The 21181-nt window shown below is 64.3% G+C and carries 20 protein-coding genes and 1 pseudogene; 9 read left to right on the forward strand and 12 right to left on the reverse strand.

The window, feature by feature from the left end; all coding sequences use genetic code 11:
* The first annotated feature begins 138 nt into the window (after nucleotides 1–138).
* The 4 genes from MHEC_RS17945 (at nucleotide 139) to MHEC_RS17960 (ending at nucleotide 4516) form a co-directional block, all read left to right on the forward strand.
* Nucleotides 139–1425 (forward strand): amidohydrolase family protein, encoded by a 1287-nt coding sequence (locus tag MHEC_RS17945; protein WP_048891275.1) that lies wholly within the window; start codon nucleotides 139–141, stop codon nucleotides 1423–1425.
* 10 nt (nucleotides 1426–1435) lie between these two features.
* The gene (locus MHEC_RS17950) at nucleotides 1436–2083 is read left to right on the forward strand and encodes a nitroreductase family protein (RefSeq protein ID WP_048891274.1); all 648 of its coding nucleotides are present in this window, start codon (nucleotides 1436–1438) and stop codon (nucleotides 2081–2083) included.
* Nucleotides 2084–2308: 225 nt separating this feature from the next.
* Nucleotides 2309–3586, forward strand: a complete 1278-nt coding sequence (locus tag MHEC_RS17955; RefSeq protein ID WP_172442168.1) for a TetR/AcrR family transcriptional regulator — start codon at nucleotides 2309–2311, stop codon at nucleotides 3584–3586.
* A gap of 87 nt (nucleotides 3587–3673) precedes the next feature.
* Nucleotides 3674–4516, forward strand: a complete 843-nt coding sequence (locus MHEC_RS17960; protein WP_048891273.1) for an SDR family oxidoreductase — start codon at nucleotides 3674–3676, stop codon at nucleotides 4514–4516.
* A 3-nt stretch (nucleotides 4517–4519) separates the two neighbouring features.
* Here MHEC_RS17960 and MHEC_RS17965 read toward each other — a convergent pair whose 3' ends face one another.
* The 3 genes from MHEC_RS17965 to MHEC_RS17975 are packed head-to-tail and all read right to left on the reverse strand — an operon-like array spanning nucleotide 4520 to nucleotide 7238.
* Nucleotides 4520–5167: a maleylpyruvate isomerase family mycothiol-dependent enzyme gene (locus MHEC_RS17965; RefSeq protein ID WP_048891272.1), complete on the reverse strand. Its 648-nt coding sequence runs from the start codon at nucleotides 5165–5167 to the stop codon at nucleotides 4520–4522.
* On the reverse strand, nucleotides 5148–6230 hold the full coding sequence (locus MHEC_RS17970; protein WP_048891271.1) for an NAD(P)H-dependent amine dehydrogenase family protein: 1083 nt from the start codon (nucleotides 6228–6230) through the stop codon (nucleotides 5148–5150). Before MHEC_RS17970 ends, MHEC_RS17965 begins: the two co-directional genes overlap by 20 nt.
* Before the next feature lie 27 nt (nucleotides 6231–6257).
* Complete coding sequence (locus MHEC_RS17975) at nucleotides 6258–7238, reverse strand: LLM class flavin-dependent oxidoreductase (RefSeq protein ID WP_048891270.1); 981 nt, start codon at nucleotides 7236–7238, stop codon at nucleotides 6258–6260.
* Nucleotides 7239–7440: 202 nt separating this feature from the next.
* Between MHEC_RS17975 and MHEC_RS17980 the strand changes: the two genes are divergently transcribed.
* Nucleotides 7441–8544, forward strand: a complete 1104-nt coding sequence (locus tag MHEC_RS17980) for an NAD(P)H-dependent amine dehydrogenase family protein (RefSeq protein ID WP_048891269.1) — start codon at nucleotides 7441–7443, stop codon at nucleotides 8542–8544.
* 24 nt (nucleotides 8545–8568) lie between these two features.
* On the opposite strand, the gene MHEC_RS17985 is transcribed toward MHEC_RS17980, so the two are convergent.
* The 6 genes and pseudogenes from MHEC_RS17985 to MHEC_RS18010 all read right to left on the reverse strand — a co-directional run.
* A complete protein-coding gene (locus MHEC_RS17985) occupies nucleotides 8569–9000 on the reverse strand; it encodes a hypothetical protein (RefSeq protein WP_236591538.1) in 432 nt (143 codons plus the stop codon).
* A gap of 5 nt (nucleotides 9001–9005) precedes the next feature.
* Nucleotides 9006–10268, reverse strand: coding sequence for a DUF58 domain-containing protein (locus tag MHEC_RS17990; RefSeq protein ID WP_048891267.1), 1263 nt, complete (start codon nucleotides 10266–10268; stop codon nucleotides 9006–9008).
* Nucleotides 10265–11233, reverse strand: a complete 969-nt coding sequence (locus MHEC_RS17995; protein WP_048891266.1) for an AAA family ATPase — start codon at nucleotides 11231–11233, stop codon at nucleotides 10265–10267. The genes MHEC_RS17990 and MHEC_RS17995 overlap by 4 nt, the downstream gene beginning before the upstream one ends.
* The gene (locus tag MHEC_RS18000) at nucleotides 11230–11715 is read right to left on the reverse strand and encodes a hypothetical protein (RefSeq protein ID WP_048891265.1); all 486 of its coding nucleotides are present in this window, start codon (nucleotides 11713–11715) and stop codon (nucleotides 11230–11232) included. The genes MHEC_RS17995 and MHEC_RS18000 overlap by 4 nt, the downstream gene beginning before the upstream one ends.
* The gene (locus MHEC_RS18005) at nucleotides 11712–12650 is read right to left on the reverse strand and encodes a DUF4129 domain-containing protein (protein WP_048891264.1); all 939 of its coding nucleotides are present in this window, start codon (nucleotides 12648–12650) and stop codon (nucleotides 11712–11714) included. The genes MHEC_RS18000 and MHEC_RS18005 overlap by 4 nt, the downstream gene beginning before the upstream one ends.
* A gap of 336 nt (nucleotides 12651–12986) precedes the next feature.
* A pseudogene (locus MHEC_RS18010) lies at nucleotides 12987–13223 on the reverse strand (SRPBCC family protein); the annotation flags it as partial.
* 141 nt (nucleotides 13224–13364) lie between these two features.
* On the opposite strand from MHEC_RS18010, the gene MHEC_RS18015 reads away from it, so the two are divergent.
* A complete protein-coding gene (locus tag MHEC_RS18015) occupies nucleotides 13365–14744 on the forward strand; it encodes an HNH endonuclease signature motif containing protein (RefSeq protein ID WP_048891263.1) in 1380 nt (459 codons plus the stop codon).
* Here MHEC_RS18015 and MHEC_RS18020 read toward each other — a convergent pair.
* Together MHEC_RS18020 and MHEC_RS18025 are read right to left on the reverse strand one after the other, a co-directional pair.
* Complete coding sequence (locus MHEC_RS18020) at nucleotides 14677–15615, reverse strand: SDR family NAD(P)-dependent oxidoreductase (RefSeq protein ID WP_082169847.1); 939 nt, start codon at nucleotides 15613–15615, stop codon at nucleotides 14677–14679. The genes MHEC_RS18015 and MHEC_RS18020 overlap by 68 nt on opposite strands.
* Complete coding sequence (locus tag MHEC_RS18025; RefSeq protein ID WP_048891262.1) at nucleotides 15612–16226, reverse strand: TetR/AcrR family transcriptional regulator; 615 nt, start codon at nucleotides 16224–16226, stop codon at nucleotides 15612–15614. Before MHEC_RS18025 ends, MHEC_RS18020 begins: the two co-directional genes overlap by 4 nt.
* Before the next feature lie 44 nt (nucleotides 16227–16270).
* Between MHEC_RS18025 and MHEC_RS18030 the strand changes: the two genes are divergently transcribed.
* Nucleotides 16271–17407 (forward strand): phosphotransferase family protein, encoded by a 1137-nt coding sequence (locus tag MHEC_RS18030; RefSeq protein WP_048891261.1) that lies wholly within the window; start codon nucleotides 16271–16273, stop codon nucleotides 17405–17407.
* The gene (locus MHEC_RS18035) at nucleotides 17407–18522 is read left to right on the forward strand and encodes a hypothetical protein (protein ID WP_048891260.1); all 1116 of its coding nucleotides are present in this window, start codon (nucleotides 17407–17409) and stop codon (nucleotides 18520–18522) included. Before MHEC_RS18030 ends, MHEC_RS18035 begins: the two co-directional genes overlap by 1 nt.
* A gap of 119 nt (nucleotides 18523–18641) precedes the next feature.
* Here MHEC_RS18035 and MHEC_RS18040 read toward each other — a convergent pair whose 3' ends face one another.
* Complete coding sequence (locus MHEC_RS18040; RefSeq protein WP_048891259.1) at nucleotides 18642–20129, reverse strand: flavin-containing monooxygenase; 1488 nt, start codon at nucleotides 20127–20129, stop codon at nucleotides 18642–18644.
* Between the two features lie 68 nt (nucleotides 20130–20197).
* On the opposite strand from MHEC_RS18040, the gene MHEC_RS18045 reads away from it, so the two are divergent.
* Nucleotides 20198–21172, forward strand: coding sequence for an NADPH:quinone oxidoreductase family protein (locus MHEC_RS18045; protein WP_048891258.1), 975 nt, complete (start codon nucleotides 20198–20200; stop codon nucleotides 21170–21172).
* Nucleotides 21173–21181: the final 9 nt, after the last annotated feature.

A 21181-nucleotide genomic window follows, 5' to 3' on the forward strand; every position in this document is an offset into this window, starting at 1 on the left:
CAGCCCGAATATCAGGACGACCAATCCGGATAGCGTGCCAAGCATGATGACGGCGCCCATGTCCGCAACCCTTCGTTGTTGACCAAATATCTGTTCCACAGTAGAGTCGCGATCGTCGGACGCACAAGGAGTATCACGATGAAAATGGACGACTTCATCCTGGTTTCCGTGGACGACCACCTTGTGGAACCTCCCGACATGTTCGAGGGTCACATCCCCGACAAGTACAAAAACGACGTACCGAAGCTGGTCAAGCGGGCCGACGGGACCGACGCCTGGGTATTCGAGGGTCAAGAAGCCACCAACGTCGGGCTCAACGCCGTCGCGGGCCGCCCACCGGACGAGTACGGCGCCGAGCCAACCAAACTCAGCGAAATCCGCGAGGGCTGCTACAACATCCACGAACGGATCCGCGACATGAACGCCAACGGCGTCGTCGCCGCGATGAACTTCCCGTCCTACCCGCAGTTCTGCGGTCAATACTTCGCCCGCGCTCAGGACAAGGACCTCGGTCTGGCGGTGCTGCGCGCCTACAACGACTGGCACATCGACGAGTGGTGTGGTACTTACCCCGGGCGCATGATTCCGCTTGCACTGCCTCCGATTTGGGATCCCCACTTGATGGCCGAGGAGGTGCGGCGGGTAGCCAAGAAGGGCTGCCATGCGGTGACGTTCTCCGAGAACCCGGAGAAGCTCGGGTACCCTTCTTTGCACAATTCCCATTGGGATCCGTTCTGGCAGGCCTGCAACGACGAGAACACAGTCGTGTGCCTGCACATCGGCTCGTCGTCGTCGGTGGTGATCACCTCGATCGAGGCACCCGTCGACACGATGATCACGCTGCAGCCGATGAGCATCGTCAACGCCGCCGCCGATCTGGTGTGGTCGCCGGTCCTGCGCAAGTTCCCCGACCTGAAGTTCGCGCTGTCCGAGGGCGGGATCGGGTGGATTCCGTACTTCCTGGAGCGCATCGACCGCGTCTACAAGATGCATCGGGCCTGGACGCATCAAGACTTCGGCGACAAACTGCCCAGCGACGTGTTCAACGAGCGGATCATCACCTGCTTCATCGACGACAGCTTCGGCATCGAGAGCCGTCACAAACTCAACATCGACATGATCACCTGGGAATGCGACTACCCGCATTCCGATTCGACCTGGCCGGTCGCGCCGGAGACGCTGGCCATCTACCTCAACGGGGTGCCCGACGACGAGGTCAACAAGATCACCCACGAGAACGCCATCCGGCTTTTTTCGTTTGACCTGTTCAAGCACATACCACGCGATCAGGCAACCGTTGGCGCTTTGCGGGCACAGGCCAAGGACGTCGACCTGGGGTACCGATCCTCGGCCCGGCTCAAGAAGACCGGAACCGAGACCGTGACAGTGCTGGATCTGGCCGCGAAGCTGCCGTCGTCGAGCTGACCGTCGGCGCATGGATGTCGACTATTTGCTAACTGCCACCCGGTCGGCACGCAAGTCGCTTGATGTGGACGCGCCCGTCGACCTCGGCGACATCCGTGACTGCCTCCGCATCGGATTGCAGGCTGCCAACGGCTCCAACCAACAGTCGTGGCGCTGGCTCGTGGTCAGTGAGCCCAGGCTGCGCGAGCAGATCGCCGCGCTGTATCGCGACGCGTATCTGTTAAGAGTCGGTGGCCAGATGATTGCCGGGTTGGTCCCCGCCGACACCCCTGGCGGACGCCTGATGTCGTCGACCGAGTGGCTCGTCGAGAACCTGGCCAGGGTGCCGCTGCTCGTAATCCCCTGCTACGAGCCATACTTGCCGCGCATCGACGGCGACGAGTCGTTCCACCTGGCGACCCTGTACGGTTCGATCTTCCCGGCGGTGTGGAATTTCCAGCTTGCGCTACACACCCGGGGCTACGGGACCTGTGTGACAACGCTGCACCTCCACCACGAGGCCGCCATCCGCGAACTGCTCAGCATCCCGGACGGTTACGTACAGGGGTGCCTGCTCCCGGTCGGGCGTCTGCGTCAGGGAAAGACGTTTCGGCCGGCAACGCGACGGCCACTCGAGGAGGTGGTCGCCCTCGATGGCTGGGATGGTGCGTCCATCTGAGCTGCGCGCGGCGCCCGTTCGGCATGCGCAGCGCACGGTTACCCTCTGGTAGCGTAAGAACCAAAAGTTGGGTCGCCATCTACCCAGACGAGAACCATCCGGAGCCGTGGAGGTGTTGTGGGGCTTCAGCAACCGGCCCGGGCTGCCGCCTCCGCAAGACCGGCCCGTCTGGAAGGCCGCGACGGTAAGCCAGCGGTACCGGCTGGCCGGGCCGGGCGTACTCGCGTGATACCGCCACCTACGAACGCCGGAGGGGCCTACGACGACGGGACGCGGCGCACGGAAATCCTGCAGACCGCAGCTTCGTTGATCGCGTCTTCGGGTTTGCGGACGTCCCTGCAGGAAATCGCCGACGCAGCTGGCATTCTGCCGGGAAGCCTCTACCACCACTTTGAGTCCAAGGAGGCGATCCTGGTCGAATTGGTACGGCGCTATCACGCTGACCTGGAGCGTATCGGCGAACTCGCTCATGACAGGTTAGATGAACCAGGTTCCCGGCCGGTCTCGGAAAAGATCATCGAACTGGGATCGGCAATCGCACGGTGCGCCGTTCAGCATCGCGCGGCTTTGCAGATGTCCTTCTATGAGGCGCCGAGCGCAAATCGGGAGCTCGTTGCGTTGCTGCGGCAGCCGCCGACGGCGGTCCAGGAGGCAATGCTGCAGACCTTGCGGGCCGGTAAATGGAGCGGCTACATCAGAGCCGATATCGATCTGCCTACCCTGGCAGACCGGATCTGCCAGTCAATCCTGCATGTCGGCCTCGACGTGATCCGGCATACCGCTGCCGCCGACCAGGCCGCCGAATTGTTGTGCCGGATCATGTTGCAAGGCCTGGCAAGCCGGCCGTACGGCGATGAGGAATTGAACCGCTCCAAAGCGTTTGCAGCCGCAGAGCAGGCCATCGAAACGTGGGCCGATGAGGCTAGGTCGAACCCCAACGACAAGGCTGCCTATGTGCGCGCTGTCGCACGAGCCGAGTTTGGCCGCAAAGGCTATGAAGTCACCACCATTAGGGACATCGCTTCGGCCGCGGGCCTCGGCACCGGCACGGTCTACCGGCTCATCGGTTCCAAAGACGAACTGCTCGCGTCGATCATGGAGTCGTTTGGCAACAAGGCGGGCGGGGGGTTCGCCAGTGTTCTACGTGCCGATGCGACGCCTATCGAAAAGCTCGATGCACTCACCTGGGTCAATATCAATGCGCTAGACCGATTCCCGGACGAGTGGAAGATTCAGCTGGCATGGATGCGCCAGTCCCCTCCAGACACTCCTAACCCGGGCCTGATGTTCACCACGCGACTGAGGCAACTCAAATCACTGCTGTCGGAGGGGATTCGGTCGAAAGACATCCGCGTAGACAGCCCCTCACTCGAAATGCTGTCGCGGTGCGTCATGGATGTTCTGTGGATGCCTGAGAACATTGTTCGGACGGAGGGAAACCAGGCGGCATTGAGGCTTGCCCGTGACACGGTGGTGCGCGGAGTCGCCGAACGCGCCAGCTGAGCATTGAGACGCCCGCCTATTGAAACCAAATATATGTTCCACGTAGAGTGCTGTAGTGCTTCTGCACCGGCCTAGGAGAGGAGAGCCATGACGGCCATCGACCAGTTCCGATACGACGGCAAGCGGGTGCTCGTCGTCGGCGGCGCCACCGGCATGGGTGCTGCCGCAGCTCAGACCGCAGCGGAACTCGGCGCCGAGGTGGTCGCGATGGACTACGCGCCGATAACCCGCGAGGTCGCGCAAACCGTGTCGGTGGACCTGGCCGACCGGGCGTCGATCGACACCGCTCTTGAGCAGGTCGACGGACCGATCCACGCCATCTTTTCGGCCGCCGGCGTCGCGGACGGGCCAAAGCTGATGCGGATTAACTTCATCGGCCACCGGCATCTCATCGAGACCCTGCTGGACGATGGCCGGCTTCCGCGCGGTTCGGCAGTCTGCTTCATCTCATCGGTGGGCGGGATCGGCTGGGAAAGCGATCTGCCGCGGCTGCAGGAGTTCCTCGCGACACCTGACTACGAATCAGCCGACGCCTGGGTCAAGGCTCATGAACCGGAAGGGATCATCCATTACGGTTTTAGCAAACAGGCGATCAACGCCTACGTGGCGACGAAGGCTTATCCCTTCATGGCCAAGGGGGTGCGCATCAACGCGATCTGCCCCGGTCCGACAGACACGCCGCTCGCCCGGGCCAACGCCGACCTCTGGCTGACCTTCGCACAAGACTACCGGGACGCCACCGGCTGCGAGATTCACACTCCGCAGCAGATGGCCAATGCGATGGTGTTTCTCAACAGCGATGCCGCCTGTGGTATCAGCGGGGTCACGCTTCTGGTCGACAACGGCCACGTGATGTCATCACTGACCGGCTCCTACGCGCCCGGCAAGCCGATCATCGACCTCATCATGGGGCGGGTGTCGCTGACGTAGCGATTACCTGCCCGTGAGGCGGTCCTGGAGTCGTTGCACCCCCGGCCCGTCGAGCAAATCAAGCAATGCGCTGCGGCCACAGGCGGCCATCATCAAAGCCGCCACCGGTCCCCGGATTTGCGCTCCGCTGCCCCACGTCCGGTCAATGTCGATGGGGTGCAAGGAAATCCCGCGCAGCAAGCCCGCTGGCACGAAGCCAAGCCGCCACGGCTTTGTCAGGAAATCAAGCGCGAGTGCCGCGCGTTTTGGGTCTGGATTGAAGTTCAGACCGAGCGGGATCCTGATGTCGCCACTATGCACCAAGATGTCGGCCAGCGGGCCGAGCGGCCCGAATACCGGTGGGCTGACCCGGCGATCGGCGATACGGCGCAGCATGGCAGCAATCTCGGCGGCCGGCGACTGCGCTCGCCGTCGTGCCATCTCGTCGATCGCCCGATCGAGGCTCCGGCGTCGCAGAGCCGTTACCGAAAACGTCCAGAAGCTGTCGGTGCACACGCTGACCAGATGTGCGCCAACCGTCTTGATGTCCCAGCCCGCGCACAAACTTGGCGCCGACAGCTGCACATCGTCCAAGTCATCCAGCAACGCCGCGATCCGGCGCCGCTCGTCCGCGACCGCAGCGAATACGGACTCACCGTCCGTCGGATGCATGGCGGGGCAATGTGAGCGGCAAATCGAGCGAACTTAGCAGCCCAGCGGGTGCTTGCACCACGTAGGGAATCGCATTGACAACACGCATCGCGGTAGCCGTCATCGCGGCGCGCCCTGCCGCACGGCTTTCAACGTCGCCGAGCGTCATGGCGCAGTGGATGTCCGGGTCGCCCTCAATGTCGACGCGGTAAGTGGCGTCGTGCTCAGAGCTCAACCAGTCCGGTGCGACGTCGCGGGCCATTCGGATGATGTGCTCGATCACGATCGCTTCACGGCCCTCGACCACCCCCGCGGCCCGGGTGCAGACAGCACCGCACGTCCCGGCTTTAATCGTCCCGAAGGCGACGTCGATGTCGCGGTCAGTGGGCCGGCGATCCAGTGACCCCCGAATGTAGGCCACCTTTACTCCCAGCCCGTCAGCGATCAGGTGAATAGGTGCGCCCCACGCCATTTCGATGAAGCCGGGCGTCTTTAACATCGGTTCGAAATCAAGCGGCCGGCCGAACCCCATCCCGTCCATCATGACGCTGGCGACCGGGTAGTGGTCGTTGAGTGCCACCTCGGTCGCCTTGACGGTGCGAATCATTTTCGACTGGGTCGCCAACACCAGCGCGAGCTGGTCAGAACCGAAGCCGGGAAAAATTCCGGATGCGTAGAATGAGGCGTTTCCGGACTTCGCCGCTTGCTCGAGCTGGTCCCGCCATTCGGGCGCGAAGTATGCCGACGGGTAGACGAGACTTGTTGACGTGGTTGACACCACGTTGATTCCAGCCTCGAGCAGCCGCAGATAGTCGGGTATCGCGCCGGCGTCGCGCTGCGGCCCGCTGGCCGCATACACCGCGCAGTCTGGCTGCATCGCGATCAGCGCATCAGCATCATTGGTCGCCAAGACACCGATCGCCGCGCCACCAGCCAGCTCGCCGGCATCGCGCCCGACCTTCTCCGGCGTATGCACCCATACTCCGACGAGCTGAAGGTCGGGTCGACCCCAAACCGCGTCTATGGCGATCGAGCCGACTCCCCCGGTCGACCAGACAACGACGCGAATGGGATCGTTGGTCATGCCATCTCCTCGACGTGCGATTGACTATCAGGTGCTTCCTTGTGCACGCGCCACTGCTGACACCGCTCGCTCGAGGTATGGCCAAGCCAGCTCGGGCGGCAACCCGCCGCACAGCGGCAACAAAGGTAGGCTGCGACCGCCACGAACATACGCAGTCGCTTCATCGACGGTGTAAATGCGATAGGGCCCTTGGGTGGCGCGCAACTCCTGCACAGTCTGAGCGCGCGAAATACTGGCCACCCCATCGTCGCCATGCCGATATGCTGCCGCGGTCAGGGCATCATGCAGTAGGTAGGGCCCCAACTCATTCCATGCATCATCCACGTCGTCGGCGACGAACACCGTGGTCGGTGCGGTACTGTCGGGAAACTGCGTAAATCCGGGAACATGTCCATAGACCCGGCATCGGGCCTGGTAAAGCTCGCGTAGCGCAGGGCTGTCTGTCTGCGAAATGAAGCCGAGCCCGTACTTGGCCGCCCGCTCGACGGCGGCTGCGCTGCCGCCGGCGACCATGATCAATGGCCCGCCCTCGGTGGCGCAACGTGGTGTGACGCGTATGCGGCGGCCCTTGTGCCGCACCGGCTCACCCTTGAGCAGCTCGAGCAGCAAGGCCAGCTTCTCGTCTGCAAGCCGGCCACGCCGACGCATGTCCACACCAAAATGCTCGTATTCCTCGACGCGATGGCCGATTCCGAAGGCATAGCTGACACGCCCGTTGCTGATGATGTCCAAGACTGCCATCTCTTCGGCGAGCCGCACCGGATCCCAGAACGGAATCGGCACGGCGGCAAGAATTATCGCCAGCCGCTCGGTCCGCGCCGCCATTGCCGAGGCAAGAATCAGCGGTGACGGCAGGTGGTTGTCGTCAGTGCCGTGATGCTCCGAGAGCACAGCCGCTATTGCACCGCGGTTTTCGGCCCAGGCACACATCTCCAGAGCAGCTGCATAGAGGTCAGTGGCTTCAACGCCTTTTTCTGGCGCCCGCATGTCGAACCTAAGCGTGAACATCGGTGTAGCCGTTCTGGTCAGGGTGCCCCAACGCCATGGTTACCGCGAAACCATGCGGGAATTTTAACCTAATTTTTGTTCAGTTTGAAGGCACAATGGGCTATTGACCACCTAGATCAGTTGCTGATACGGTCAGCGGAACAAAGTTTAGGTTAACGCTTCGGGGTCACGCTCATTGAGTGCCCGATCCGAGGGGGATCGTATGGCCCAACGTTCCTATCGGGTGGTCGTGTGGGCGACGGGCGGAATCGGCTCTATCGCCATTCATGCGATTCGGCATCGGCCGGACCTCGAACTTGTCGGTGTTTGGGTCCACTCACCTGACAAAGCAGGCAGGGACGCCGGTGAACTCGCCGACGGCCAACCCGTCGGTGTCACCGCCACAAATGACGCCGAGTCACTGATCGGCCTGCACCCGGATTGCGTGGTCTACGCAGCCAGCGCACCCGAGCGCGACGCCGCAGCTATCCCCGACTACGTCCGGCTCCTGGAGGCCGGTATCAATGTTGTCACCACCAGCACCACGCGGCTGATCAATCCTGCTGCCTACGAGCCAGCTACATGGCGCGACCAGCTTGCCGTCGCCGCCGAAAAGGGGCGCGCTTCGCTATACGCATCCGGAATCGAGCCCGGATTCGCAGCCGACTATTTGCCACTCGTGCTCATGACGCAGTCCAACTCGGTCAAGTCGATCCATGCCTACGAGATCGGCCTCTACGATGACTACGCAGTGCCAGACATCATGATGGACGGCTTGGGCTTCGGCCGCCCGCTTGATTTTCGGCCGTTCGTGAGTTTTCCGGGCGCTATCGCCGGAGAGTGGCAGGGTCAGCTCCGGTGGGTGGCAAACGCGCTCGGCGCCGAGGTGCAGGAGGTCCGTGAATACTTCGATCGCAGAACGACGGATCGGACGTTGGATGTCGCATTCGGAACTGTTGAGGCAGGAACCTGTGCGGCCGTGCGGATGAAGGCGATCGGCGTCATCGACGGACACGAGCGCATCGTCATCGAGCATGTCACCCGGCTAGCGCATGACATCGCACCGGACTGGCCGACGGGTGTGGGCGACCTGTCCTACCGGGTGGTCGTCGAGGGTGAGCCGGACATTGACTGTACTCTCACTGTCTCGCTGCGTGATTCGCAGCGTGTCGGAATCCCGGGGATGAAGGCGGGAGCGGGAGCGATGGTGGCGACGGCAATGCGGGTTGTGAATGCGGTGCCGCATGTCATCAATGCTGCGCCGGGCTTGCTCAGTGCGCTGGATCTACCGCTGACGCTTCCGGTGCATCCGTTTGCGACCGCGTGAAACATCTTCCTATCAGCCAGCGAGTCATCGCACGAACGGCCGGGTCGCCAAGACATAGATGGCGAACGCCGCCAGCGGCGCCAAAACGGGCAGCCACGGCAACTGCAGGGGAAATGACGTTGCAGCCAAGCCCACGAACGTAAAACCCAGGGCAGCAATCACTGTCGGCGGCGTCACTATCATCGCAGCGGTGGCCGGCCGAGTTGCGTATCGCAGCAGTAGGTAGGCCGTCGCCGACAGCCCGGACACCGCGACCATCACATATGACGGCGCGGTGAGAACGGCAACCACCACAGTGAGTAACACCGCAAGCGTCGCTACGGGCCGAAAAACCGTTCCGCCCAGTACCGCAACCACCGCGACCACCGCGACCACCAAAGCCGGCCCCTGGGTTCCAGCAGCGGCTGCCGCCACCATCAGCAGTCCGAACGCGGCTGAGAAGACACGGTCCACCATGATCATCATCGCCATCGCGCCTGGACCGGGCGGCGGTGGTCGGGCACCGCGCGCATCGATTGATCGAGAGTCTGATCGGATCGCCAGGCCACTACGTCAACGCCGACTGTGGCCATGTCGCGGTACATCGCGGAGCGCTGCAGTTGCCACAAACGCGCGATCAGCGGGTCTTTCAGATCCTGGAACGGCGCTCCCTGCAAGACATCGACGGCGACCACGACGTGGCCACGTTTGCGCAAATCAATGAGCGCCAGCGCGAATTCCGTGTCGAGCATCGTCGAAAATGCGACGACTATGGCGCCGGGAGGCATCGCCGCGCGCGGTGCCAAGGTGCCGCTGGTCGTTTCGAATCCAGTACCTGCGGCGAGCACAGTGTCGAGCACACGATAGAACTGCCGCTGCCCGATGTCTGCACCGAGCCATCGTGGCTGGCGCCCGCCGAGTGCGACGATCCCGGCACGGTCACCGCTGCGCAGTGCCGTCTGCACCACTTGAGCTGCGCCGCGCACGATTCGCTCAGTCGCCTCCGTAGCCGCGCCCGCGGGCTGCGGATACGTGTCGATCAACACAACGACATCCGCTGCCCGGTCGGTCAAGCGTTGGGTGACATGCAATCTGCGGCGGCGCGCACTCACCGGCCAGTTGATGGTGCGCAGCTGATCGCCCGGTACATAAGCGCGGATGTCGGCGTACTCGACACCGGAGCCGATGTGACGTGTCAGGTGGGTGCCCAGCCGATCAAGCAATTCCGTCTGTGGGATCGCGGTCGATTGCGGTGGCGCTAGCGGAAAGACGACTACTTCGGCGGCGTCAACGGTGGCCGTGCCCGTCAACAACCCACCGCGCGCTAGCGTGTCAATGCATGCGCGGATCGGATAGCGGCCCCAGCGGTTGGCTGTCACCGCAACGGATTTTTGTCGGCTGGACGTGTTGTCTAGAACTTCAAGTTGCATGCCTTCGATTGCCAAGACATCGAGCTGCACTGTCTCACAAGGTGATTCAGCGGTCACCCAGACGGTTAGCTGGGTCTGCTCGGACTCGAAGCATCGCTGTTTGCCGGGCTGGCCGTGTACGCTTATCTTGGGTACCGGCGTCTGCCACGTGACGGAACATAACACGCCCAGCATTGGTGCGGCGAACGCGATTAGCTGCCAGCGCGAGCCGATCACTGCGGCCGCCAATGCCGCAGCACTACAAGTGGCGATAGATACCGTCAGAGGCGATGCGCGCCAGTGGAATTCGACATCACACGTGTTTTGCGCGGTCATTGCGTCGTCCCACGCGTGCGCGGTACCGGAACCCGTCGCAGCAGCTCTTCGATGACGTCGGAGCCTTGTATCTTTCGCACCCACATTTCCGGTCGCAGCGTGATCCGGTGTGCCATGGCGGGAGTTGCGAGCGCCTTGACGTCTTCAGGTATCACAAAGTCGCGACCTAACAACAGTGCGCGGGCACGAGAAAGCTGGACCAGGTCGAGTTCGGCTCGCGGGCTGGCGCCGACGGCGACCTGTGGATGGTGTCGGGTGGCATTGGCTAGCGACACCACATAGTGGAGGACGTCGTCATGCACGGATACCTGTTCGACGGATTCGCGCATTGCTATCAGGTCGTGCGCGTCGACAACTTGATTCACCGTGGCCTCGGCCGAACCGCGGTCGAGTCGGCGCCTCAGCATCGACGCCTCGTCGGATTCGGAAAGGTACCGTAGCTCCAAGCGGATGGCGAAGCGGTCCAGCTGCGCTTCAGGGAGCGGGTAGGTGCCTTCATACTCGATGGGGTTATCTGTGGCCAAGACGATGAATGGTGTTGGCAGTTTGTGGGTTTCGCCGTCGATGCTGACTTGGCCCTCGGCCATTGCCTCCAGCAGCGCCGCCTGTGTTTTGGGTGGGGTTCGGTTGATTTCATCGGCAAGCAGCAGATTGGTGAAGATCGGTCCAGGTCGGAACTCGAAGCGGCTGGACTGCATGTCGTAGATCGTCGAGCCGAGCAGGTCGGCCGGCAGCAGGTCGGGAGTGAACTGTACCCGCGTGAACGCCAGACCGAGTGCGGCGGCGAAGGATCGGGCAATCAGCGTCTTGCCGAGGCCGGGAAGGTCTTCGATGAGCACGTGCCCCCGCGCCAGGACTGTGGTAAGGATGAGCGTGAGTGCGGCCCGCTTGCCCACCACAACGCGTTGGATTTCGTCTAGCACCGCTTCACAGTGCGCGGTGGTGGTTGCGGCCGGCATCGTCATATCTGCTCCAGGCGTTGCAGAATTTCCTCTAGCGTTGCCCGGCCCGGACCGGGCTGCCGGGCCCCGGCACGTGCGATGTTGTCAGGGTTCACCCAACCCCACAGTTCCGGGCCGAAAAGCATTCGGCCAGTGGCGTGGAATGCAGCGGCGTCTCTGGCTTGCCGTTGGCCGGTGGCGATTTCAAACCGTCGGGCAAGAACGGGACGCAGGTGGCGGTCCCAGTCCGATCGGGTGGATTCCGACCACCGGATCATCGTCTCAGTTCGAGACAGCCAGCTGCGTAGCGAGTCTCCGAACAGATCGGAGTCGGACCCCGCTGGTGATAGTTCGATGTCGCGGCCTATGAACCAGCGGACATGGAACATGGCGATGGCGGCCGCGGCACCCGATGTCCAAAGCACAACCCGTCGGTCATGCAGCAGCAAGGCAAGTACTTCAACCCCCACAATGATGAGGACACCGGATGCCACCACCTTTTTCATGCGGCGCTCCGCAACTCGGTCAACACCAGTTGTAGCGCTCGTACAGCCGCCTGGCGGTGGCTTTCGTTCATCACGTGGGGGCTAAATCGCGCTTCGGCGAACAGTTCTACGAGCCGGGCCGCGTTGTCAGCATGCAGTGCTTGGTGGTCCACGGCTCGGGCCAGCACCTCTGTTGGGGTGTCGAATGTTTGTGGGGCGGCACCGGGAACGCGCGCGAGTTCGCCTTCCATCGCCGCATAGCAGGCGATGATGGCCTCCCTTGGTTCGCGGCTGAGGTCGCCAATCTCGGTAAGGCCGACTTCTGCTGCCCGAGCGAGACTTTCGGAGCCTTTTGGTGATGGTTTGATCGACCTGTCGATCGCGGTGGATGGTGCCACCGGCCGCCGCCGCCTGAGAAATCCGACAGTCGTCACCGCGGCAAGCAGCACCAAAAGCGTCCCCGCCGATGCGGCCAGGTAACCCAACACCGCGTCACCGGCAGCATCGTGCTGCGGTGCGGATGGGATGGTGTTGCCGGCGGGCGGCTTTGGCGTGCTCGACTGCTGCGGAGGCTGAGGCCCCAGCCGCACGGTGCCGTGGCCGGCGAGCAGTCGCGTCAGCGCCCACACGGTCACAAGCCACACGACCAGCGCCGCCAGCCCGACCAGCACCACGTGCCAGCTGTGCCGTCCTCTGCCACCACCGAGCGCCTCCGGCAGAGCGCCGACGCTGCTTGCCATTTTGCGTGGATCCTGCAACCGGGTTATGAGTGCGATCGCGATGATCACCAGGGTCACAGTCAAAAGCGCTATGACGAATACCATGCTGAGCGGGCTGCTCGACGCCGAGCGGGCCGCTGCGCGCCCATGCTCAGGGATATATCCGCGCAACGAAGCGGCGACGATTACCAACAGCACGATCACGGCGACCGCGCGCCCTGTCGCGTTGTCACGCATTGGTACACCACTCAACCGGTTACCTGACGCCGTTACGGCATCGGCGTTGCCCCATACTTGCACGTCGGCCGTCCGGACCGCCAGCAAATAGCGGCAGTCGCGGGTGCGGAGCCGCCAGACAGCCCTTCGACCCGGCTGGCCGCGGGGCAATCTGCCGGCCGCTCGTTTGCCGCGCACAGCACGGGCCCCGATGGCGGAGATAGCCCTGACATCCTCTTGGCTAATGCCGCTTGGCTAATGCCGCTTGGCTAATGCCGCTTGGCTAATGCCGCGGCCGCTGACTCATCGACTAATTGCCTTCGGCGAGCTGGGCGAGCCGGTCGATCGACGCGGGTGGCCCTCCTCAGACTCCACGACGTGGTTGTTGCGGATGCTGCCGAGGGTGAGTTTCATGGCGAATACGTCTCCGACGCGTCGGACACGCTGTCCAGGTGCGGCTTCGACGAGGTTGTCGTTGCCGTCCCAGCCCGGCTGTTGTGACGGCTCGGCGATCAATTCGAAGATTCGTTCCGCGCAAGCCGCGATCTCGCGGCTTGCGCTTACCACGCGAGGAACGTCGGCGTTATCGACCATGACCTGGATTCAAGCACTTTGTCTCTAGGGTGGCCGGCTGTGCCTTCTCGGGTTATGCACAGTTCGGTTTTCATCCACAACCTTCGGATTCAAGACATTGCCGCCGCAGGTCATGTCACCGGTGCTGCATAGCGTCGGGCCATGGGTTCACCGGTGAGCGCCGAGCAGGCACGCGAGCGGATCGGTGCTGCTCTCGATGCCATCGATGCGGCCCACAATGCCTTGCGGGACACCTCCTCGGATGTCGTCGGCAACAAGTTCCGGGTCGAGGTCGCCGAACGGTTGGAAACCCAGCATCGCGTCAACCGGGGGCTGATGTATCGGGTTTTCGGCGAGATCGCGGACCCGCCGGACGAGACCGGTGTCGTGGCGGCGTTGCGCGACATGCTGTGGGCGCGGCTGCGCATCACCCCCAAAGAGATCACCCGCCGGTTCAAGCTGGCCGCCCGAATCCGGCCGCGCCGCTCGCTGACGGGCCCGCCGGTGCCGCCGGAGCTGCCCGAATTGGCCGCGGCTGTCGAGGCGGGTGCCGTCGGCGACGACCATATCGGCGCGGTATGCCGAGCGGTCGACGAACTGCCCAGCCGCGTTTCGCCGACGGATGCAGCAAACGTCGAGCGCACGCTGGTCCGGCATGCGCGCAAACTCGACGCGGGCATCGTCACCAAGTTGGGCCAGCGCATCGCCGACTACCTCAACCCCGACGGCCACTTCGACGACGACGACCGTGCCCGGCGCCGGGGTCTGCGCCTGGGCCCCCAAGGCCCGGACGGGATGTCGCAACTGAGCGGTCTGCTCGACCCGGAAGCCCGCGCGTACTTCGAAGCCATCGAAGCGGCGGTGCGGCCCGGCCGTCACCAACCTGACACCGAGCCCAATCAGCGCGATACCCGCACGCCCGCCCAGCGCTGCCACGATGCGCTCAAACTGGGCCTGGAAACCGCGATCGCCTCCGGCAAGCTCGGTATGCATCGCGGTCATCCCGTCTCCGTGATCGTGACGACCACGCTGGCCGAGCTGGACCGCGCAGCCCACGCCGTGGTGGATTCATCGATCCCGATGCCGGCACCCGCGCGTACCGGCGGCGGGTCGCGGTTGCCGATGCGAGATCTGATCCGCATGGCGGCCAACGCGATTCACTATTTGGCGGTGTTCGACGATCACACCAAACGCCCGCTGTACCTAGGCCGCAGAAAACGCGTTGCCACCGCAGACCAGCGGCTCATCTGCTATGCCCGCGACCGCGGCTGCACCCACCCCAACTGTCTCGAACCAGGTTACCGCTGTGAGGTACATCATTCGCCCGGTTGGGCTCGCGGCGGCCGCACCGACGCGGACAAGCTGTACTTCGGCTGCGGGCCACACCACGGCATGGAGAGCCGCGGCGAGCGGCGCACCCAAGTCATGGAAAACGGGCGACTTGGCTGGACCGACGGTACCGGGCCACCCGAGATCAACCACGCCCACCATCCTGAGGAACTCCTGCGCGGGGATCCCGACCCACCCGAGGAGAGCGGGTGAGCCCGGGTCGCGTGTGCCGGTAGGGGCGGAAGCTGCCGTCGAGAACTTGGAGATGTCCGATTGTGCGCCCGGTGACCTCGTCGGGATTCACCAGCGCCAATTGCACCGCGGCTCGCGCGAATTCCTCGGCGGGGGCCACCTCGTCGAACTCGCGGGCGTAGTACGCCAGCCCCGGTGTGAGTATCGGCTTCGACGGCGACAGCGCGTTGACCGCGATGTGGCGACCCTGCAGCTCGAACGCCGCGCATTGGGTCAGGTGTTCGAGCGCGGCCTTGGATCCGCCGTAGCCGGGCAGCACACCGCCACTGCGGTCCGGGTAAGGCCCCTCACCCGGCAGGCGCGACGCGACAGACGTGATGTTGATGATCGAGCCGTGGCCGGCGGCCAGCATGTCCGGACACACCAGCTGCATCAGCTCGTAGGCCGCGAACACCGCGATCTCGAAATGTCGGCGAAACGCACCCACCGGGGTTCCCAGGAACGGCGGCCAGTCGGGTTTGGCCGAGGGCGACGCCGATTGGTGGCGCGCTACGTCCCCCGGTTTGAGCGGGCGGCCGGGCGCGGTGAATGCGGCATTATTCACCAGGATCGTTATGGGCCCCAGGGCTTCCCGCGACTCGCTCACCAGGCTGGCGATGTCGTCGCGGTTGAGCAGGTCGGCCCGGACGGCCACTGCACGCCCGCCCGCAGCCTCGATATCCGCAACGGTTTCGCCGATCGTCCCGGGCAGCCGTTGGTCCCATACCTGTTCGGTACGCCCGACCACGGCGACCGCCGCGCCCTCCGCTGCGAGTGCCAACGCGATGGCGCGGCCCAATCCGCGGCTGGCACCGGTGACGATCGCGGACCGGCCGTCGAGTCGCCCCGTCACCGGACCGACCCCACTTTGACGCCGTGCACCAGGATCGCGGTTGTCTGGTCGACCCAGTCATCGTCGAGCTGTTCGTCTGGCCGCAGCAATAACCGCAACAGCGTCGCTCCCCCGATGAGCTCGATCAGCCGATCCGGGTCCGCATCGGGGTGAACCTCGCCGCGCTCGACACCATCACGCACCCGCAGCCGCACGGCGGCAAACAGGTCGGCGAAGCGCGACGTCACCCGGGCGCTCAACTCGGAATCTGCGGTCATGTCGGCGACCAGCCCTGGCAGTGCGGCCCGCACCACCGGGCTGATGAACACGTCGCGCGTCGCCGCGATCATCGCCCGGATATCGGCGGCCATGTCGCCCGCCGGAGCGGCCAGGGCCGTGGGCGCCGTAGGGAACGCGGCCTCGTGCACCAGTTCGGCCTTGCTGGACCACCGCCGATACAGCGCTGTCTTGGTGGTTCCGGCGCGTTCGGCGACGGCAGCCAATGTGAGGTTCGAATAGCCGATCTGCACAAGAAGTTCCGCGGTCGCCGACAAGATGGCGGCGTCGATACGCGGATCCCGGGGGCGTCCGGCGCCGGGGGCCTTGTCAACCGTGGACGGGTCTGCTTTCATAACGCTACCCACCGTATCGTATTTGCCTCGCCGAGGAGGCGACTGTGCCAACCGAACCGGCTATCGACAACGTCAGCCGACTCCAACGCTCCAGCCGCGACATTGCCACTCTGCCGGCGGTGCTGGCGCACTGGCTGTCGACGGTGCTGCCCGCCGGGGCGATGCCTGACGTCACCGTGGAAAGCGGTGTGGACGCTACGGGCATGTCCTCGGAAACCGTAATCTTCACCGCACGCTGGCAGCAGGGCGGACGGCCGATCGACCAGAAGCTGGTGGCGCGGGTGGCGCCCACCGCCGCCGACGTGCCGGTGTTCCCGTCATATCGGCTGGACCACCAATTCGACGTGGTGCGAAAAGTCGGCGAACTCACCGATATCCCGGTGCCACCGGTGCGCTGGCTCGAGGCGACCGGTGACGTGCTCGGAACACCTTTCTTCGTGATGGATTACGTCGAGGGTCAGGTTCCGCCTGACGTGATGCCCTACACGTTCGGCAACAACTGGTTCGCCGATGCGCCCCCCGAGCGCCGGCGCGAATTACAGGAGTCAACGGTGGCAGTGTTGGCCAAGTTGCACTCGATTCCTAACGCCGAGAGGCTATTTGCGTTTCTGGCTGAAAGCCGGGCCGGCGAGACCGCTCTGCGCCGCCACTTCAGCTGGGTGCGCTCCTGGTATGAGTTCGCGGTCCCCGACATCGGACGCTCGCCGCTGCTGGAACGCACCTTCGACTGGTTGCAGGCCCACTGGCCAGAGGAGGCGGCCTCGGGTGAGACCGTGCTGCTGTGGGGTGACGCCCGGATTGGCAACGTGTTGTACCGCGATTTTCGCCCGGCGGCGGTGCTCGACTGGGAAATGGTGACGCTGGGCCCACGCGAACTGGACGTAGCCTGGATGATTTTCGCCCACATGGTATTCCAGGAGCTTGCTGGTCTGGCAGGATTACCCGGTCTGCCGGATGTGATGCGGGAAGACGACGTCCGCGCGACCTATCGTCAGCTCACCGGTGTCGAACTCGGAGACCTGCACTGGTTTTACGTGTATTCGGGCGTGATGTGGGCTTGCGTGTTCATGCGCACCGGTGCGCGCCGCGTGCACTTCGGCGAGATCGAGGCACCGCACGATGTCGAATCGCTGTTCTACCACGCGTCTTTGCTGAAACGCCTTGTTGGAGAGGATCATTGATGCTCGGACCGCTTGACGAGTTCCCGGTGCACCAGCTTCCGCAGCCGATCGCGTGGCCGGGCTCCTCCGATCGCAACTTCTACGACCGCGCCTACCTCAACGCCCACGACCGCACCGGCCATATCTTCCTGATCACCGGCATCGGCTACTACCCCAACCTCGGCGTCAAGGACGCCTTCGTGCTCATCCGTCGCGGCAACATCCAGACCGCGGTCCACCTGTCCGACGCCATCGACCAGGACCGGCTCAATCAGCACGTGGGCGGCTACCGGATCGAAGTTATCGAGCCGCTGCGCAAACTGCGGCTGATCCTCGAGGAAACCGAAGGCATCGCCGTCGATTTGACCTGGCAGGGACTGTTCGACGTGGTCCAGGAACAGCCACACGTGTTGCGCTCCGGCAACCGGATCACGCTCGACGCGCAACGGTTCGCCCAGTTGGGCAGCTGGAGTGGCCGGATCGCGATCGACGGTGAGGAGATCGTTGTCGACCCCGCCGCCTGGATCGGTAGCCGCGACCGCTCCTGGGGCATCCGACCGATCGGCGAACCCGAGCCGGCGGGCCGGCCGGCCGACCCGCCGTTCGAGGGCATGTGGTGGCTGTATATGCCGATGGCCTTCGATGACTTCTGCGTCGTGCTGATTATCCAGGAGGCACCCAACGGATTTCGTTCCCTCAACGACTGCACCCGGGTCTGGCGCGACGGCCGTGTTGAGCAGCTGGGGTGGCCTCGGGTGAGCACGCAGTACCGTTCCGGTACCCGCATCCCGACCGGGGCGACGATCGAGGCCGCCACCGCCGACGGCACCCGGGTGCGCTTCGACGTCGAATCCAAGCTGCCAGTACCCATCCACGTCGGCGGCGGCTACGGCGGAGACTCGGATTGGCTGCACGGTATGTGGAAGGGCGAGAAGTTCACCGAGCGGCTCACCTACGACATGACCGATCCGGCGATCATCGCGCGATCCGGGTTCGGGGTGATCGACCACGTCGGCCGGGCGATGTGCCGCGACGGCGACGGTGATCCGGTGGAGGGCTGGGGGCTTTACGAGCACGGCGTGCTGGGCCGCCACGACCCGTCGGGTTTCAAGGACTGGCTGACGGTGGCGCCCTGACCTCGCCCGGCGACGATGCAGAGCGCGCAGCGCGATGAGGAGGAGCCGGGCAATCCAACTTATCGCCCGGCGACGATGCAGAGCGCGCAGCGCGATGAGGAGGAGCCGGGCAATCCAACTTATGCCGGCTGCGCTTCGGCAGCTGGCACGCGGCCGAAGACCATCTGGTCGTCGATTGGTCGCAACCGGTGGTCGATGACGTCGCGCAGGAAGTCGTGGCTGACCATCCAGGGGCGGCGGGTGCCCGACTTGGGCAGCACATCCAGGGCGCGCAGCACGTACCCGGACTGTAGGTTGAACGCTGGTTGCTCGGGCATGTCGGTGTCGCCGAGGTGCGGGTAGGCGTGGGTGTAGCCGTGCGAGTTCATGTACTCCAACAGCTTTGCCACCGACCGCGCGGTCAGGTCGGCTCCCAACGTCCAGGACGCGTTGGTGTAGCCCACGCACCAGGCTGCGTTCGGGACGTCCTCGAGCATGTGTCGCTTGTAGACGAACCGGTCGTGCGGGTTGATTTTTTCGCCGTCGAGGCTGACCGTGATTCCGCCGAGTGCCTGTAGCTGGAGTCCGGTTGCAGTGATGATCACATCGGCGTCGAGGTGCCGCCCGGACTTCAGCACTATGCCGGAGGCATCCATGTGGTCGATGTGGTCGGTGACGACGTCGACACTGCCGTCGCTGATCGCCTTGTACAGGTCGGCGTCGACCAGGAAACACAAGCGCTGATCCCAGGGGTTGTACGGCGGCTTGAAATGGGTGTCGATGTCGTAACCTTCCGGCAGGTTATATTCAGCGATTCGCCGCAGCCGGCGCTTCATGAATTCCGGTGCCCGCCGCGACACCTCCCACAGCAGCACGCCGACGATGGCATTACGCCACCGAACGAGCCAATGAGCTACCTTGAGCGGCAACAACTTTCGGATCGCTATGGCCGTCGGCTCGATTTGCGGCGCGGAAATCATGTAGGAGGGCGTGCGTTGCAGCATGGTCACGTGGGCTGCCTGCTGGGCCAGCGTAGGGATCAGGCTGACCGCGGTGGCACCACTGCCGATCACGACACAGCGCTTGCCGGTGCAGTCCAGTGACTCCGGCCAGTGCTGCGGATGCACCACTTCGCCGGTGAAGTTTTCGATTCCGGGAAACGTTGGGGTGTAGGGGTTGTCGTAGTCGTAGTAACCGGTACCGAAAAACACGAACCGGCATCGGTAAGTCTTATCTTCCTTGTCTCCCGGACCGTTTTGTTCGGCTCGAAGGGTCCAGGCATCGGTGGTCGAATCCCAGTCGGCGGAACGCACGTAGGTGTTGAAACGGATGTGCTCGTCAATGTGGTGCTTGCGAGCGGTGTCGGACAGGTACTGCCAGATATGTTCGCCGTCGACGATCATCTGCGGGCGGGTCCACGGCTCCCACGGGAAGCACAGCGTGTAGATATCGCTGTCGGATCGCACACCCGGATAGCGGAACAGGTCCCATGTCCCGCCCAGGCGCTCCCGTCGCTCCAGGATCACAAAGCGAAGCTGCGGGTTGCGCTCCCGGATGCGGTAGGCTGCGCCGATTCCCGAGATACCGGCACCAATGATCACCACGTCAAAGAACGGATCATCGGTCATCGAAGAACTCCCTTTGTCGTCGGCCCCACCCCACCAGACTAAGTTCACTGGCGACAGGAAGGGGCGCGATGCGTGCAGTACAGGTATCTCGGCTCGACGGCCCGGAAGCGGTGCAGGTGGTCGAACTGGACGAGCCGGGCGGCGACGGCGTCGTGGTCGTCGATGTATACGCCGCGGGGGTCGCGTTTCCCGACGCGCTGTTGACCCGCGGCCTCTACCAGCACAAACCGGACCTGCCGTTTGTGCCCGGTGCCGAGGCTGCCGGCGTCGTCCGCAGCGCTCCCGCCGATGCGCAGGTCAAGGCGGGCGATCGCGTGGCGGCGCTGACCATGTTGAGCGGCGGCATGGCCCAAGTCATTGCGTTGCCACCCGAACAGGTGTTTCCCTTGCCGGACACGGTGTCGTTCGAATCCGGCGCAGGACTGTTGTTCAACGACCTCACCGTGCATTTCGCCCTGACCGAACGCGGCAGGTTGACGACCGGGGAGACCGTACTGGTGCACGGCGCGGCCGGGGGTATCGGCACCTCGACGCTGCGGCTGGCGTCGGCCCTTGGCGCGGCCCGGACCATCGCGGTGGTCAGCACGCAGGATAAGGCCGACATTGCCAGGGCGGCCGGCGCCACCGATGTGGTGATGGCCGACGGGTTCAAGGACGCGGCGCGGGATCTGACCGGCGGACGCGGAGTCGACATCGTGGTCGATCCGGTCGGCGGCGATCGGGTCACCGACTCGCTGCGGTCGCTGGCACCCGGTGGCCGGCTGCTGGTGATCGGCTTTACCGCCGGCGAGATTCCGACAGTCAAGCTAAATCGCTTGCTGCTCAACAACATCGACGCGGTCGGGGTGGGCTGGGGTGCGTGGGCCACGTCGCATCCGGGTTATCTGGCCCGGCAGTGGTCGCAGCTGCATCGGCTGCTGGCGTCGGGCACGGTGGCCCCGCCGCAGCCGGAGGTCTATCCGCTGCAGCGGGCGGGCGAGGCGATCGCGGCGCTGGAAAACCGCACCGCCAAGGGCAAGGTCGTGCTCAAGACGCGCGACTAACCGCGCCCG

The sequence above is a fragment of the Mycobacterium heckeshornense genome (assembly GCF_016592155.1).
Classification (GTDB): Bacteria; Actinomycetota; Actinomycetes; order Mycobacteriales; family Mycobacteriaceae; genus Mycobacterium; species Mycobacterium heckeshornense.